At 72.1% G+C, this 16,380-nt stretch carries 14 protein-coding genes; 4 read left to right on the top strand and 10 right to left on the bottom strand.

Going from position 1 to position 16,380, the window contains the following annotated elements:
- Positions 1-56: 56 nt before the first annotated feature.
- A complete protein-coding gene (locus GA0070560_RS10030) occupies positions 57-1,214 on the top strand; it encodes an N-acetylmuramoyl-L-alanine amidase (protein WP_091294091.1) in 1,158 nt (385 codons plus the stop codon).
- Between the two features lie 8 nt (positions 1,215-1,222).
- Here GA0070560_RS10030 and GA0070560_RS10025 read toward each other — a convergent pair whose 3' ends face one another.
- Entirely contained in the window at positions 1,223-1,891 is a 669-nt protein-coding gene (locus GA0070560_RS10025; RefSeq protein ID WP_088976688.1) for a GNAT family N-acetyltransferase, read from the bottom strand.
- A gap of 291 nt (positions 1,892-2,182) precedes the next feature.
- Between GA0070560_RS10025 and GA0070560_RS10020 the strand changes: the two genes are divergently transcribed.
- On the top strand, positions 2,183-3,493 hold the full coding sequence (locus tag GA0070560_RS10020) for an aminotransferase-like domain-containing protein (protein WP_091294089.1): 1,311 nt from the start codon (positions 2,183-2,185) through the stop codon (positions 3,491-3,493).
- 7 nt (positions 3,494-3,500) lie between these two features.
- Positions 3,501-4,496, top strand: coding sequence for a D-alanine--D-alanine ligase family protein (locus GA0070560_RS10015; protein WP_091294087.1), 996 nt, complete (start codon positions 3,501-3,503; stop codon positions 4,494-4,496).
- Positions 4,497-4,680: 184 nt separating this feature from the next.
- Here GA0070560_RS10015 and GA0070560_RS10010 read toward each other — a convergent pair whose 3' ends face one another.
- From GA0070560_RS10010 to rpmH, 9 genes are all read right to left on the bottom strand, one after another.
- Entirely contained in the window at positions 4,681-5,589 is a 909-nt protein-coding gene (locus GA0070560_RS10010) for a hypothetical protein (protein WP_342670419.1), read from the bottom strand.
- A 1,640-nt stretch (positions 5,590-7,229) separates the two neighbouring features.
- Entirely contained in the window at positions 7,230-8,267 is a 1,038-nt protein-coding gene (locus GA0070560_RS10005) for a ParB/RepB/Spo0J family partition protein (protein ID WP_091294085.1), read from the bottom strand.
- 27 nt (positions 8,268-8,294) lie between these two features.
- Complete coding sequence (locus GA0070560_RS10000; RefSeq protein ID WP_425412616.1) at positions 8,295-9,650, bottom strand: ParA family protein; 1,356 nt, start codon at positions 9,648-9,650, stop codon at positions 8,295-8,297.
- A 274-nt stretch (positions 9,651-9,924) separates the two neighbouring features.
- Complete coding sequence (rsmG, locus tag GA0070560_RS09995) at positions 9,925-10,626, bottom strand: 16S rRNA (guanine(527)-N(7))-methyltransferase RsmG (protein ID WP_245675462.1); 702 nt, start codon at positions 10,624-10,626, stop codon at positions 9,925-9,927.
- A 115-nt stretch (positions 10,627-10,741) separates the two neighbouring features.
- Positions 10,742-11,326: a Jag family protein gene (locus GA0070560_RS09990; protein WP_091294079.1), complete on the bottom strand. Its 585-nt coding sequence runs from the start codon at positions 11,324-11,326 to the stop codon at positions 10,742-10,744.
- Positions 11,327-11,539: 213 nt separating this feature from the next.
- Positions 11,540-12,532: a membrane protein insertase YidC gene (yidC, locus tag GA0070560_RS09985; RefSeq protein WP_091294076.1), complete on the bottom strand. Its 993-nt coding sequence runs from the start codon at positions 12,530-12,532 to the stop codon at positions 11,540-11,542.
- Positions 12,533-12,535: 3 nt separating this feature from the next.
- Positions 12,536-12,775: a membrane protein insertion efficiency factor YidD gene (gene yidD / locus GA0070560_RS09980; RefSeq protein WP_211565798.1), complete on the bottom strand. Its 240-nt coding sequence runs from the start codon at positions 12,773-12,775 to the stop codon at positions 12,536-12,538.
- 44 nt (positions 12,776-12,819) lie between these two features.
- Positions 12,820-13,233 carry a ribonuclease P protein component gene (gene rnpA / locus GA0070560_RS09975; RefSeq protein WP_091294071.1) on the bottom strand — a complete coding sequence of 138 codons (414 nt, stop codon included), beginning with the start codon at positions 13,231-13,233 and terminating at the stop codon, positions 12,820-12,822.
- Positions 13,234-13,268: 35 nt separating this feature from the next.
- Entirely contained in the window at positions 13,269-13,406 is a 138-nt protein-coding gene (rpmH, locus tag GA0070560_RS09970) for a 50S ribosomal protein L34 (protein ID WP_013736606.1), read from the bottom strand.
- A gap of 637 nt (positions 13,407-14,043) precedes the next feature.
- Here rpmH and dnaA point away from each other — a divergent pair.
- Positions 14,044-15,834 (top strand): chromosomal replication initiator protein DnaA, encoded by a 1,791-nt coding sequence (dnaA, locus tag GA0070560_RS09965; RefSeq protein WP_091294068.1) that lies wholly within the window; start codon positions 14,044-14,046, stop codon positions 15,832-15,834.
- The last annotated feature ends 546 nt before the right edge of the window (positions 15,835-16,380 follow it).

The raw sequence follows: 16,380 nt of genomic DNA, 5'->3' as shown, positions 1-16,380 counted from the left end.
CGCCAGGAACCACGTGACCGTGGCACCCGGCCAGCCAGCAGCAGAGGGGGTCGAACGTGCGTCCGATCCGACCCGGTGACCGTGGGCCCGCGGTGACGGAGATCCGCACGGTCCTCACCGGCCTCGACCTGCTCCCACCGTCGACCGACGACGAGTTCGACGGGGCCACCGAGCGCGCCGTGCGGGCCTTTCAGCAGTCCCGTGGGCTCAGTATCGACGGGCGGGTCGGCGCGGAGACCTGGCGTGCCCTGGACGCCGCCCGCTGGCGACTGGGCGCCCGCACGCTGTACCACGCGGTGCCCGACCCCCTCACCGGCGAGGACGTCCGCTCACTCCAGGAGCGACTGCTGGAGATGGGGTACGACGTGGGCCACGCCGACACCATCTACGGCATCCGCACCTCCCGTGCGGTGGCCCAGTTCCAGCGGGAGGTGGGGCTGAAGCCGGACGGGTCCTGCGGGCCGCACACCATGGGCGCGCTGCGCCGCCTCGGGCGCAAGGTCGTCGGCGGCCGCCCCCAGTGGCTGCGCGAGTCGGACGCGATCCGGCAGTCCGGGCCGACCCTCGTGGGGCGGACCGTGGTGATCGACCCCGGCCACGGCGGCACCGACCCCGGGGTGGTGGTGCCGGACGGCCCGCTGCGCTGGACCGAGGCGGACCTGGTGCACGACCTGGCCAGCCGGCTGGAGGGGCGGCTCGCCGCCGCGGGCGTACGGGTCCAGCTCACCCGGGGCCCGGCACCGGAGACCTGCCTGCCCGACGCCGACCGGGCGCAGTTGGCCAACGCGCTCGGCGCGGACGTGTTCATCTCGCTGCACACCGACGAACACGCCAACCCGGAGGCGGAGGGGGTGGCCACCTACCACTACGGCACGGACAACGGCGTCACCTCGGCGACCGGGGAACGACTGGCCGGACTGGTGCAGCGGGAGATCGTCGCCCGGACCGGACTGCGGGACTGCCGTACCCACGCCAAGGCGTGGGACCTGCTGCGGCTGACGAAGATGCCGGCGGTCCGCGTCGAGGTCGGCTACCTCACCTCCCCCCGGGACCGGGAACGGCTCATCGACCCCCGCTTCCGGGACCGGGTCGTGGAAGCGATCGTGGCCGCCGTGCAGCGGATGTTCTTCCCCGTCGAACGGGACGTGCCGACCGGCTCGATCGACGTCAGCGAGCTGCGGGCGGTGGTGGCCGCCGGTGCGGTGGTCGACTGAGCCGGCGCTCAGCCCGACGTGCTGCGGGTCGCCGGCGCGGGGCGGACCGGGCGGAGCAGCGTCTCGGGGCTCATCGAGCCGAGCAGCTTCTCCAGCGCGTACTCGACGTCCGACTTCCAGCTCAGCGCGGTCCGCAGCTCCAGGCGCAGCCGGGGGTAGCGGGGGTGCGGGCGGACCGTCTTGAAGCCCACCGAGAGGAAGAAGTCGGCCGGGGCGACACAGGCCCGGGTGGCGTCCCCCGCGTCGTCGCCGAACTTCGCGTCGCCGAACGCCTCGATCGCCTTGATGCCCCGCTTGGTGAGATCCCGGGCCACGCCCTGCACGAGCATCCGGCCCAGCCCGCCGCCGGCGAACGCGGGGACCACGTTCGCGGTCATCAGCAGCGCCGCGTCGGCGGAGACCGGGGAGGTGGGGAAGGCCATCGAGCGGGGGACGTAGGCGGGCGGGGCGTACATGACGAACCCGGCGGGCATCCCGTCGACGTACGCCAGCTTGCCGCAGGAGCCCCACTCCAGCAGGGTCTGGGAGACCCAGGCCTCCTTCTCCAGCCCGGGGTCACCGGCGGCACACGCCCGTTCGGCCGAGACCGGGTCGAGCTCCCAGTACACGCACTCCCGGCACGGGCGAGGCAGGTCTTCCAAGGTGTCCAGGGTCAGACTGACCAGACGTCGCGACATCGGTGGGCCCCCACAATAGGCTCGGAGGTGGACAGCGCGGACCACCGCCGCCTCTCCGGCCCCCGACGAGCGATCGTACGCCCCCCGCAGACCGTACGGGAGGGGACGCGCGAACGCCCACCCGAGCCGGGTACGACCGGTCCGGGATGTGGACGTACCCGAAGTCACCGGTCCGGACGCAGCTCAGGCGGACTACGATCGAGCGACCGGCGTCCCGCGCCGCCATGGTCGCCGGCACCGCGGGTACCCCACCGGGCGGCAGCCCGACCGACACCCGATCGAGGTGATGTCATGACCGGCACGACGCTCGACGACTACACCGACCGGTACGCCCGGCGGGTCCGGGGCATGACCGCCTCCGAGATCCGGGCACTCTTCGCGGTGGCCAGCCGGCCGGAGGTCGTGTCGCTCGCCGGTGGGGCCCCCTACATCGCCGCGCTGCCGCTCGACGCGGTCGGCGAGATGCTCGGCAAGCTGGGCTCGGAGCACGGCGTCACCACCCTGCAGTACGGCATCGGCCAGGGCACCCTGGAGCTGCGCGAGCGGATCTGCGAAGTGATGGCACTCTCCGGCATCGACGCGTCCTGCGGCGCCTCACCGGACGACGTGGTGGTCACCGTGGGCGGGCAGCAGGCCCTCGACCTGGTGTCCCGCCTCTTCCTGGACCCGGGGGACGTGGTGCTCGCCGAGGGCCCGACGTACGTCGGCGCGCTCGGGGTGTTCCAGGCCGCCCAGGCCCAGGTCGTGCACGTGCCCATGGACGACGAGGGACTGGTGCCGGAGGCGCTGGAGGTGGCGATCGCCGACCTGGCCCGCGCCGGCCGGCGGGTGAAGTTCCTCTACACCATCCCGACGTACCAGAACCCGACCGGCGTGACGCTGAGCGAGGAGCGCCGCGAGCGGGTCCTCGACATCTGCGAGCGCGCCAGGCTGCTGGTGGTCGAGGACGACCCGTACGGCCAGCTCGGCTTCGAGGGGGAGGCGCCCGCGCCGCTGCGCGCCCGCCGCCGGGAGGGGGTCTTCTACCTGAGCACCTTTTCCAAGACCTTCGCCCCCGGCCTGCGGGTGGGCTGGATCCTGGCCCCGCACGCGGTCCGCGACAAGCTGGTGATCGCGAGCGAGGCGCAGATCCTCTGCCCGAGCGGGTACGCGCAGGCCGCCGTCGCGACGTACCTGTCGACCATGCCCTGGCGGGAGCAGCTGAAGGTCTACCGCGAGGTCTACCGGGAGCGGCGGGACGCCATGCTCGCCGCGCTGGAGGACCTGATGCCGGAGGGCACCACCTGGACCAACCCGGCCGGCGGCCTGTTCGTCTGGACGAACCTGCCCGACGGGCTCGACGCGAAGGCGATGATGCCGCGCGCCATCGCCGCCCGGGTCGCCTACGTGCCGGGCACCGGCTTCTACGCCGACGGATCCGGCACGGGCAACATGCGCCTCAACTTCTCGTTCCCGCCGCCGGAGCGGATCCGGGAGGGCGTCCGCCGGCTGGCCGGCGTCATGGAGCAGGACATCGCCATGCGCAAGGTCTTCGGCACGGTCACCCCGGCCGGCCGTCGTCGGCAGGGCGGCGCGGACGCGCCGGGCCCCGACTTGGCATGATTCCGGCATGGCTGTCACCTCTGCCGACCGAGTTCCCGTGACCGAACCCGCCACCACCGACCTGCATGTGCTGGTGCTCGCCGGTGGCCTCTCGTACGAGCGCGACGTCTCGCTGCGGTCCGGCCGCCGCGTGCTGGACGCGCTGAAGACGGTCGGCGTCGAGGCGGAGCTGCGGGACGCCGACGTGGCGCTGCTGCCCGCGTTGACCGCCGACCCGCCGGACGCGGTGGTGATCGCGCTGCACGGCGCCACCGGCGAGGACGGTTCGCTGCGCGGTGTGCTCGACCTCTGCGGCGTGCCGTACGTCGGCTGCGACGCCCGCGCCTCCCGGCTCGCCTGGGACAAGCCCTCCGCGAAGGCGGTGCTGCGCGAGTTCGGCATCCCCACCCCCGACTGGGTGGCCCTGCCGCACGACCGCTTCTCCGAGCTGGGCGCGGTGGCGGTGCTGGACCGGATCGTCGACCGGTTGGGCCTGCCGCTGATGGTGAAGCCGGCCCAGGGCGGGTCCGGCCTGGGCGCCGCCGTGGTCCGGGACGCCCCGGCCCTCCCGGCCGCGATGGTGGGTTGCTTCGCGTACGACTCGACGGCGCTGGTCGAGCGGTTCGTGCCCGGCATGGACGTGGCGGTCTCCGTGGTCGACCTGGGCGACGGGCCGCGCGCACTGCCGCCGGTGGAGATCGTGCCGCGCAACGGCGTGTACGACTACGCCGCCCGCTACACCGCCGGCCGGACCACCTGGCACGCCCCGGCCCGGCTGGACAAGGCCGTCGCCGAGACGGTCACCGAGGTGGCCCTCGCCGCGCACACCGCGCTGGGCCTGCGGGACCTTTCCCGGGTCGACCTGATCGTCGACGCCGACGGACGGCCGCACGTGCTGGAGGTCAACGTCTCGCCCGGCATGACGGAGACGTCGCTGCTGCCACTCGCCGTCCAGGCGGCGGGGCTGGACTTCGGGCGGGTGCTCGGGTCGCTGGTGGCGCGGGCCGCCGCCCGACGGTCCTGACGCGCACGGGCCTCGCCGCCTGATCCCTGGGCGCTCGGGTCCGGTCCGGGATCGGGCGGCGTCTCGTCTCGTACCCGCGCCCCGGTTGTCGTCTCCCGTGCCGGTGGTCTCCTGCCCGCCGATGGCGACGGCGTGAGCCTGGCTCCGCTGATCGCCGGTGGCAGCCGCTGCCGAGTCCCGGTCGTCAGCGGCCGTCACTCGCCCGGGAGTCGCCCGTTCTCGCGTCGCCGCTCGCTGCCGCATCCGTCCGGGGACTGCCGCTCGCTGTCTCCGACCGCAGGTCCGCCGCCGACACGTCGGTACCGCTGCCGGCGGCGTCGTAGCTGCCTGCGTCGGAGCCGCTTGCAGAGCGGCCGGTGGTGGCCTCGTCGGCGGCCTGTCCGACGTCGTGCGCATCGGCGGCCTTACCGTCCGCCGGCAGCGGGATCTCCTCCTCGGCCTCGATCACCGACACGGCCTCCTCCTCCGCAGACCTCTGCGCCGCGTCGGACTGGTCGGCGAGGCTGGACGGCGCCTGCCACTGGATGCGCGACGGTTCGGCGAGCGGGCGTCCACCGAACTCGGCGAGCCAGGCGGCCACCAGGGCCAGGTTCTCCCGCCACTGCGCCTCGGAGATGGGCGGGAGGATCGAGTCCCACAGGGAGAGGAAGGTGCCCCGCAACTGGAGCCGTCCGTACGGTCGGGCCAGGAACCACATGTGCAGGTGCGCCGAGCCGTCGCCCCAACGGTTCACGTGCACGCGGGCGACGCCGTCCAGCGACCGGATGGCGCGTTCCAGCCGTACCGTCATCACCCCGAGTTCGGCGGCGAGCAGGTTGGGCAGGTCCCCGAGGTCGAGGTGGGAACGGGACTCCAGGATCAGCACCATGGGCAGACCGGTGGGACGGTCCATGGCACGCACCCGCCATCGCTCGCCCACCCAGATGTACGCGTCGTCGGGAGCGTTGCAGGCGGTGCATTCCCGATGTGCCTCGCCCTTGCGGGGCGGCTCGACCGGGACCGGGTCGTCGAGCTGCTTGAGACGGATCTCGCCCTCGAAGGGGAACGAAGGCCACTGGGTGAAGTCCGGAAGTGCGGGAGGGGTGTCGTGCACGAGGCTGACCCTAACCGAGTCGAGCACCCCTGTCCCTACTCCGAACGACGCCGATCATGAGGCGGTCTCACGCCGCCGGACACGGTGACCGAGGGCGGTCGAGGGCCGCCGGAGAGCAGTTGTCCACAGGCTGATGAGATCACCACCACTCCACGTCATCCACAGGTCAGAGCGCTGCGCTGAGCGCTGTTTCACGTGAAACGGCGGGCGCCTGTGGAAAACCGCTGTGGATAACTATCGGCTCATCCACAACCTCAGTCACAGGGTTGGCGGGACCCCTCCGTCCAACGATCGAGGGCGTCGATCGGCTGCTGTTCGGGCCCGTGATTTCCCCGCGCCCCGACCGACCCTCCGTGTGCACCGCCGCCCTCGCAGCGGCAGCCGGATCGACGGCGCGGACCCTCCTCGCGATCCTGGGTCGGCCCACCGACCCCAAGGCCGGTCGACACCGGTCCGGTCGGATCTGCCATCCGATGCAGGGCAGGTCCGGCGTTCGAGGGCTCACCCTGTCGAGGGCTCAGACGGGTGTGGCGAGGCCGGGGGTGGTTTCACGTGAAACGCGCTGCCAACTCCGAGCGTTGCCCGGAGGCGCCGTTTCACGTGAAACGCTCGTCGACGGCTCGGACCCCGTCCGGCTGAGTCGACCGCCCACCCCGCCTTGTCCGTTGCCGGAGCCTCGGCACATCTGCGGCCCTGAGCCGGCACGCCGAGCCGCCCACCGGCCCCGCCGACGGCCACGCGGCAGCGTTGCCCCCTGGAGCAACCCCCTCGCCCGTCGGCCCGCCACGGCAGCGCAGTCCGCCGACAAGAGCGGCGACCAGGATGGCCGCCGCCGACCCGACCGACCGCCGGGACGCGCGTCCCGGCGGTCGGTCGACGTGACCCTCGGCGGGGCGGTCGACGTCGGGGAGCCAGTCGACTGCCGGCGAGAGTCACGACCGGCGGGCGGACCGGTGGATCGGCCACCGCAGAGCGTGCTGGCTCCCACGCTCAGGTCGTCGGGTGTCACCCCTCGGCCGATGTGCTGCCGTCGCCGGCCTGCGCGGTCAGCCTGCCGCCTCTGCTCCCAGAGCTTGTCGCAGTCGGCAACCCTCGTCGGCCGCCGGACAGCCGGGGCGCTGCGGCCGGGCGGCGGCGCGACGCTGGTTCCACGTGAAACCGGGCCGCGCCTCCGCCGTACCCGGCGGCGAGGTCTCGGCTCGTTCTCGAAGCCACCCACGACGGAATGTCGCACGTCTCGCTCGGAGTGCCCTGTCTGCGGACCGCCGATGCCGACCCGACCGCCACCGCCCTGCTCCGCCACCGCCCTGCTCCGCCACCGCCCTCTTCGTGATCGAGGCGAGCCGGGAACTGGTACGCCGGGACCTGTGACTGACCGACTTCCGTGACGAGCGGTAGATCAGGCCGACCGAGCACGAGCTGCCGGCCGGGCACCTGAACCGATGTGCGACCGACGTGGGCGGGACCAGCCACGTCGTCCGGCCGTCCGGTGAACTTCCAGCGCGCCGTCGACGCCGGCCCTTGCCGTCAACGAAGCCGACGAGTGCCCCGCCGATCCCGCTGAGCGGGCCGCACACAGGTCAACGGCCGCACCTCCCGGGTAGGGGGAGGCATGGCCGCTCATGCCGTCAGATCGCCGCTCAGCCCTCCTCGGGCTCCTCCTGGCCGACGCCGATGAGGCCGACGATCCGTTCCAGGTCGTCCACCGTGGCGAACTCGATGGTGATCTTCCCCTTGCTCCGGCCGATGTCCACCTTGACCCGGGTGTCGAAGCGGTCGGAGAGACGATCAGCCAGATCGGTGAGCGCGGGCGCGTGGGGCTTGGTCCGTCGCTTGGCGGCCGGGGTCTTCGCCGGCCCCTCGGAGAGGGCGAGCGCCACGATCTCCTCAGTCGCGCGTACGGAGAGGCCCTCGGCCACGATCCGCAGCGCGAGCTGTTCCTGCGCCTCGGGCTCCTCCAGGCTCAGCAGTGCCCGGGCGTGACCGGCGGAGAGCACCCCGGCGGCGACCCGCCGCTGCACCTGGGCCGGCAGGTTCAGCAGCCGGATCGTGTTGGAGATCTGCGGCCGGCTCCGGCCGATCCGCCGGGCCAGCTCCTCGTGGGTGGCACCGAACTCCTCCAGCAACTGCTGGTACGCGGCGGCCTCTTCGAGCGGGTTGAGGTTGGCCCGGTGGATGTTCTCCAGGAGCGCGTCCCGGAGCATCGCGTCGTCCTTGGTGTCCCGGACGATCGCGGGGATGTTCTCCCGGCCGACCGCCTGGGCGGCCCGCCACCGACGCTCACCCATGACGAGTTCGTACTTCTCGCCGTCGAGCGCGCGGACGACGATGGGCTGGAGGAAGCCGACCTCCCGGATCGAGGTCTTCAGCTCCTCCAGCGCCTCCTCATCGAAGACCTGCCGGGGCTGCTTGGGGTTGGGCACGATCGCGTCGACCGGGATCTCGGCGAAGCGGGCCCCAGGCACCGGGCTCAGGTGCGGCTGCGGCTCCGGCTCGGGCAGCGCGGGCGGGGTGGCCGGCACCGGCGCCGCGGCCGCCTCGACGGGCGCCTCGATCGCCGTACGACCGGCGTCCGGCTCGGCCGGAGCGACGACAGTGCCCGGCACGCCCGCCACCGGGCCGGTCGGGATCAGCGCCCCGAGTCCTCGACCCAGACCGCCACGGGGTCGGTTCTTCATGCGACGCCTCCCAGCGACTCGTCCGCACTACGCATTCCGGATCACCGGCTCCTTGATGCCACGCTCGGCGATTTCCTGGGCGGCCTCGAAGTAGCTCGTCGCCCCCCGCGATCCGGGATCGTAGGTCATGACGGACTGGCCGTAGCTGGGCGCCTCGGAGACGCGCACGTTGCGGGGGATGACCGCCTGGAGCACCTTGTCGCCGAAGTGGTTCCGGACGTCCTGCTCCACCGCGTCGGCCAGCCGGGTGCGGCGGTCGTACATGGTGAGCAGGATCGTGGAGACCTCCAGCTTCGGGTTGAGATGCTGACGGACCAGGTTGATGTTGTTGATGAGCTGGTTCAACCCTTCGAGCGCGTAGTACTCGCACTGGATGGGGATCAGCACCTCCTGCGCGGCCACGAGGGCGTTGACCGTCAGCAGGCCGAGCGAGGGTGGGCAGTCGATGAAGACGTAGTCGAAGTGCCCCGGGTACGCGGCGATGGCCCGGGCCAGGCGGGACTCCCGAGCCACGACCGACACCAGTTCGATCTCCGCGCCGGCGAGGTCGATGGTGGCCGGCACGCACCAGAGGTTGGGGATGCCCTCGACCTCCTGCGCCACCTCCTCCAGCGGCACAGTGTTGATCAGGCAGTCGTAGACGTCCGGCACGCCGGTGTGGTGCGGGACGTTCAGCCCGGTCGAGGCGTTGCCCTGCGGGTCGAGGTCGACCACCAGGACCCGGTTGCCGTGCAGGGCCAGCGCCACCGCCAGGTTGACCGTGGTCGTGGTCTTGCCCACGCCACCCTTCTGGTTCGCGACGCACATCACCCGCGTCCGCTCGGGACGAGGCATTGTCACCTCGCCACTCGGGTTAAGGATCTGCACGGCGCGCATCGCCTCCATAGCCAACGGTGGGTCATCCTCTTCGCGCGTCGGGGTTTCACGTGAAACGTACGCGGCAGCGGCCGGGTCGGCAGCGACGACCCCGGACACCGCAGCCGGCGTGTCGATGATGACGGACACCGAGTCCGGCACCACGCCCGGATGCGGCTGCTGCGGTACGGTCGGCGGCACGTTCCCGCCGACCGGGGGCTCGAACCGGGAGGGCACTCCGGCGTTACGCCGGACCGGCGCGGCCCGGCCACTCGCGGCGGTGGAGGGTCGACCATCCGCTGCGGACGGTGGCGGCACGTACGACTCGGGCGACGGCCGCGCCGCACCCACGGCGGGCGCGTCCCGCCGTGGCACCGGATCGCAGTCCGGCGGAGGCGCGGCGGGACCGGGCTGTCCACCCGAGGGCCAGGACTGCTGCTCGGTTTCACGTGAAACAGGCTCCGCACCGGAGGGAAGGCCCTCAGGGCGATTCACCCGTGGATCGTCGTACCTGCCGTCGTCATGCACCTGTCATCCCTGCCCGCTCCGGATGGTCGGTCCGCACCCCGTCAACTGACCGCACGCGCGCTCGCACCGCGGAGCGTACGGCCCGGCGGGAGCGGTCGGGATTCGGTGCGCCCGGCACCCGCCCGCTCCACACTATCGACGCGCGGCCAGCCTACGGGGGACGGGCGCGGCGGGTCCATCTCAGTTCTGCACGCCACCTCGCGCCGAGGCCGGACACCCGGACGGGCCAGCGGTACGGGCGTGACCCAAGGGAAGCGAACAGGACTCCGAGGCGTCAGCGCGCCTTCTTGCGCCCACCGCGCGACCGCTTGGGGGCCTTCTTGGCGGCCGGTGGACGGACCACCCGCTCCCGGACGACCTCCACCACGGTGGTGGCGGGATCGATCACTCCCACGCCGCACAGATGCACCGTGGGCTCGCCACCGCCGAGCCGGTCCACCGTGGCGGCGTGCTCGGCGATCTCGTCGGCGGCGGAGGAACCCTTCAGGGCGACCAGCCGCCCGCCGGGCACCGCCAACGGCAGGCACCAGCCGGCGAGCCGGTCGAGCGGGGCGACCGCACGGGCGGTGACGACGTCCGCGCTCAGCGGGCCGACGCCGGTCTCGCCCGAGGCCGCCTCGTCGGCCCGTCCTCGGAACACCCGGACCATCTTCGCGAGCCCCAACTGCTGGACCGCCTCGATCAGGAAGGAGGTGCGCCGGGCGAGCGGCTCGACCAGGGTCACCTGTAGATCGGGACGGGCGATCGCCAGCACCAGGCCGGGAAGGCCGGCCCCGGAGCCGACGTCGATCACCGTCGCGCCCTCCGGGATCCGTTCCGCCACGGCCGCGCAGTTGAGCAGGTGCCGGTCCCAGATCCGGGGAGCCTCGCGTGGGCCGATCAGGCCGCGGACCACACCGTCGGTGGCGAGCAGTTCGGCGTACGCGGCAGCCAGGTCGAGCCGGTCGCCGAAGAGCGTCCGGGCGGCGTCGGCCAACTCCGCCGGGAGGACGGCGTCGGCCGGGGACGGTTCGGGGCGGACAGCCGACGGCCCGGGCGGCGTGCCACCCGGGCCGGTCACGGCGTCCGCCGTGTCGTCGTAGGCCACCCGGTCAGTCCGCCGGCCGGACGATGATGCGCCGGTTCGGCTCGACACCCTCGGACTCGCTCTCCACGCCGCTCATCGCGTTGACCACGTCGTGCACGCCCTTGCGCTCGAAGGCGGACATCGGCTCGAGCCGGACCGGCTCGCCGTGCTCCTTGACCTTCTCCACCGCGTTCTTGGCCACGGCGGCGAGTTCCTTGCGCCGGGTGGCGCGGTAACCCCCGACGTCCAGCAGCAGCCGGCTCGGCGTGCCGGTCTGCCGGAACACCGCCAGCCGGGCCAGCTCCTGGAGCGCCTCCAGGGTGGCGCCGCGCTGGCCGACCAGGTTCTGCAGCCGGCCGCCGACCACCTCGACGACGGGACGGCCACCGGACACCAGCTCGTCGATGTCGCCGTCGTAGTCGAGGATGTCGAGCAGTCCCTCGATGTAGTCGGCGGCGATCTCGCTCTGCGCGAACAGCTCACTCTCGCTGGCCGCCTTCTTCGAGGTGCCCGCCCCGGTCTCCGCGGCTTCGCCCTCACCCGTGGCGGCGGTCGGCTCGATCTCCTCGTCCACGGACTGCTCCACGCTGGGGATGCTGGTCTCGGTCACGGTCTCATCTCCGTACTCGCTCGGCCGGACCGTCGGGTCCGCTGGTCTCCCGGGGTGCCGGCGGGAGATGGCCGGTGCCCACGGGCAGGTCTGTACGGGCAGTGTCGCCCGTGATCGCGCGATGCGCGGCGGGTTCCGGCCCGGCGCCGGCCGTACGGCGGCTGCGCGGTACCGGAAGGCCGCCGTCGGTTGTCCCGACGGCGGCCCGGTGGGTCAGCCCTGCCGCTTGGCGGGCCGGCCCCCCTTCTTCGGGTTGGTCGGCTTGGCACCCGGCTTCGGCCCGGCGACCTTCGGCGCGGCGGGCTTGGCCGGGGCCTGCGGGGCCGGCTTGCTGCGGTTGAGGAAGCCGCCGGTCTTGGTCGGCTGCACCGGGTTGCGGGCGGCCGTGGCACCCGGCTTGGTGTTGGTCACCAGCGGCGGGAACTTGCGCAGCACCCACTGCTGCTGGGCCAGGGTGAACAGGTTGTTGGTGACCCAGTAGATGATCACACCGATCGGGAAGATCGCGCCGGAGATCAGCAGCGACAACGGGATGCCGTAGAGCATGAGTCGCTGGATCATCCGCTGCTGCGGGTCCTCCGCCCAACCGGTCTTGAGGATCATCTGGCGGCTGGTCAGGTAGGTGGTGCCCATCATGACCAGGACCAGGATGCCGGCCATGATCTTGACGGTGGTGCCATTGGCGCCGAGCTGGGCCAGCTCCTCGACGGTGGAGCCGAACTTGCTGGCGATCGGCGCGGTGAAGAGGGTGGCCTCGGATGCGCTGTTGAACTGGTCGACCGTCCAGCCGTAGGAATCCTTGTTGGCCTTGTCCGGATCCGGGTTGAGTCGGCGCAGCACGTGGAAGAGGCCGAGGAAGACCGGGATCTGGAGGAACATCGGAAGGCAGCCCATGAGCGGGTTGGCCTTTTCCTTCCGATAGAGCTCCATCATCTCCTTCTGGAGCGTCTCCCGGTCACCCTTGTGCTTCTCCTGAAGCTCCTTGACCTTGGGCTGGAGCGCCTGCATCGCCCGCTGCGACTTGATCTGCTTGACGAAGACCGGGAAGAGAATCACCCGGACGGTGACCACCAGGAAGATGATGGCCAGGATCCAGGCCCAGTTCGTGCCGATGACCGTGCCGACCGGCACCCCGATGGCGTCCCAGGCCGAGTGCCAGGCCAGCAGGATCCACGAGATCGCGTAGTAGATCCAGTCGAGACTCAATTCTCAGGCTCCAGTCAGGTCGGCACGGCGGCGGCCGCCCGGCTCCGGCACCGGGTCATGTCCACCTGGGTGGAAGGGGTGGCAGCGCGACAACCGCAGGACCGTCAGGCCGGCTCCCCGGAGCGCGCCGTGCCGGGCCACCGCCTCCAGGGCGTACGCACTGCACGACGGGTAGAACCGACAACGGGCCGGCAGCGCCGGGCTTATCCAACGACGGTACGCGATGATGGGGCCACTCAGCATTCGGGCACCCCAGGTGGTGGGCCGCGCCGCGGCGGATTCGTCGTTCACCGCGACCGCCGTCCCCGAGGTGCCCGCGCGGCGGCGATCGCCGCGTCCAGGTCGACCCCGAGTCGTTGGTACGACGCCTCGGCCGCGGCGGGCAGCGCGCGTACCACCAGGGTGGTTCCCCCGGGCAGCGCGGCGAGCCGCTCGCGGACCAGATGCCGCAGCCGGCGCCGGACCTTGTTGCGGACCACGGCGGGCCCGACCGCCTTGGACACGACGAAGCCGGCGCGGGTCGACACGGAGCTGATCTCCGTGTCGGCGTCCCGCGCCGGCTCCGGCGAGGTTGTCGCGGCGGTTTCGGTGGTCGGCAGGCTCAGGTGGACTACGACGGCGCCACGGCCGGCTCGTCGGCCACCCCGGACCGCTGCGGCGAAGTCGGTGCTGCGCCGCAGTCGCTGTGCGGCCGCCAGCACGACTGACCACGTCCCCCGGATCGGGCCCGGTCGGCTCAGGCCGACAGGCGGGCGCGGCCCTTGGCGCGGCGGGTCGAGATGATGGCGCGGCCGGCACGGGTGCGCATGCGCAGCCGGAAGCCGTGGGTCTTCGCGCGCCGGCGGTTGTTCGGCTGGTAGGTGCGCTTGCTCACGTCAGGCTCTCCGTTTTCGTACGTCCACGGCGCGGGATCGCCGGGGTCGTGTGGTGGTCCAGGCCACCTCGGCGGTGGCCCCCGATCGGTGCTGCCCGGCGACGCGGGACCTCGGCGGTGCGGGGATCCGACCGCGGACAGCAAGCACCCATCACCCTAGCAGAGGGCGGCAGAGCAGCCGCTCCAGCCTACGCAGGGGGGCAATGACCGTCAAACACCTCATGACGGGGCACGAGCAGGGCGGGGAGGCGACCGAACCGACGCTTTTCACTGATGTCGACAACCGGTGCCGGGCGGCGGCGGTTGATGGTCGCCCTTCGTCGCTGTTACCGTGCCCGATTGCGGTCATCGTCGGGTCCGGGTTGTCGCTGACGGGCAAGACCGGACAAGGCAGTGAATCGTTCGGCACGGTGAACCCGCTTCAACGCCCCTCGGGACAAGGGGGGCCACGGTCCGGCCCGCGCCCGGCGGGCGGCACAATCGGTCGGTACACACAGGCTGTGGATAACTTGTGGATGCCGGTCGTTGATCCGCCCGGTGGAGTGCGGAACCACCCGCTCGAACGCGGTGGCGGGCCCGGAACGGTCGACTGGACCACAGCGGCGGCCGGGAGCAGAGGCGAGGGGGTGGCACGACGGTGGCCGGTACGACCGACCTTGCTGCGGTGTGGACCGCGGCGACGGACGAACTCGCCGACGAGATCATCTCCGCACAGCAGCGCGCGTACCTGCGGCTCACCCAGCTGCGGGCGATCGTCGAGGACACCGCCCTGCTCTCCGTTCCGGACGCCTTCACCCGGGACGTGATCGAGTCCCGGCTGCGCCCGGCGATCACCGAGGCGCTGACCCGCCGGCTGGGTCGGCCCATCCAGGTCGCGGTCACCGTACGGGTCGCCGAGGACGCCTCCGGCCGCCCCGCCGGCACCGTCTACCGCAGCTCCCCCGAGACCGAGCCGGAGGCCCCCGGGGACGACTTCGCCGCCGGCCGGCAGCCCGCCTTCCCCGAGCCCGAGGCCACCTACCCCGGGCCGGGCTATCCGGAGGAGGCGTACGGCGAACGGCCGACGCAGCCCGAGTCGTCGACCGGGCCGACGCACCAGGACGGGCACCGCCCGGTGGGCCGCATCCCGGCGAGTCGGGACGGCGGCCAGGACACCCTCTTCGGCGCCGCCTTCACCGAGCCGATTCGGGTGAGCCGTCCCACACCGGAGCGACGCGGCTTCGAGGAGCGTTCCGCCCCGGACGGGCCGGAGACCGACGGGCGCGGTTTCGAGCCGGCGTACCGCGGCGAGGCCCGCCCGCCGCGCGACGGGGGTACGGACAGCGGCCCCGGCCGGACCGGCGTCGACCGCCGCCCCGGTGGCGGTGCCGACCGGCGACCGGGCGGCGCGGAGAGCGGCGGCAACCGGCTCAACCCGAAGTACATGTTCGAGACGTTCGTCATCGGCTCGTCCAACCGGTTCGCGCACGCGGCGAGCGTCGCGGTGGCCGAGTCGCCGGCGAAGGCGTACAACCCACTGTTCATCTACGGCAGCTCGGGGCTGGGCAAGACCCACCTGCTGCACGCCATCGGGCACTACGCCACGACGTTGGGCAACGCCCGCTCGGTCCGGTACGTCTCGACCGAGGAGTTCACCAACGACTTCATCAACTCGCTGCGGGACGACAAGACCAGCGCGTTCCAGCGCCGCTACCGCGACGTCGACATCCTCCTGATCGACGACATCCAGTTCCTGGAGAACCGCGAGCGGACGCAGGAGGAGTTCTTCCACACCTTCAACACGCTGCACAACGCCAACAAGCAGATCGTGATCACCTCCGACCGCTCGCCGAAGCAGCTGGCGACGCTGGAGGACCGGCTGCGGACCCGGTTCGAGTGGGGCCTGCTCGCCGACATCCAGCCGCCGGACCTGGAGACCCGGATCGCGATCCTGCAGAAGAAGGCGGCCCAGGAGCGGCTCTTCGCGCCGCCGGACGTGCTGGAGTTCATCGCCTCCCGGGTGTCGAACTCGATCCGGGAACTGGAGGGGGCGCTGATCCGGGTCACCGCCTTCGCCAGCCTGACCCGCTCCAACGTCGAGCTGTCGCTGGCCGAGGAGGTGCTGCGGGACTTCATCCCGGACGGCGCCGGGCCGGAGATCAACGCCGACCAGATCATGGTCTCCACGGCGGACTACTTCGGGGTGAGCCTGGAGGACCTGCGCGGCCACTCCCGTTCCCGGGTGCTGGTCAACGCCCGCCAGGTCGCCATGTACCTGTGCCGGGAGCTGACCGACCTGTCGCTGCCCCGGATCGGGCAGGCGTTCGGCGGTCGGGACCACACCACGGTGATGCACGCCGACCGCAAGATCCGTCAGCAGATGGCCGAACGCCGCTCGCTGTACAACCAGATCGCCGAGCTGACCAACCGGATCAAGCAGACCACCTGAGCGACGGCCTCGGGTCGCAGCGCGGCGTCCGACGCGCTGGACCGGATTCGTCGTTGCGTACGTCACGCCCCCGCACCCGCAGCGCCCGGCCGAGCCACACCGGCCGGGCGCTCTTTCGTCCCTGTGCACAGCTGTGGCTTGACCCTCGACCGGGTCGAGGGCCCAGGATCGGCGTCATGTTTGTCCACAGGACGGCCCGGTTGTCCACACCCCCTGTTCCACAGGCGGTGGACAACCACACGCCGTCCCGGGCCGGTTACCCACAGACTGTGGACAAACCCTGGGGACGAGCCTGTGGACGCCTGTGGACGACGGCGCCGTCGTCCACAGGCGATGGTCGACCTGTGGGCGGGCTGTTGAAGGTTCTGGGGACAACCCCGGTCGGAGCCGCCGGCGATGTCCACAGCTCTGGGGAGAAATCCGGTGGATAACCGGTGGATAACCGGTGGACAACGGTGGACAACTCGGCGCGACGAACGGCCTGTGGATCCACACCAGGGTTTACCCCCGGGTTCTCCACAGCCAAACCACCGGTGGATAACCTGT

Source organism: Micromonospora halophytica (assembly GCF_900090245.1).
In the GTDB taxonomy this organism is placed as follows: Bacteria; Actinomycetota; Actinomycetes; order Mycobacteriales; family Micromonosporaceae; genus Micromonospora; species Micromonospora halophytica.
The sequence above is the reverse complement of the archived record's forward strand: the minus strand, read 5'-3'. Positions and strand labels throughout refer to the sequence as shown.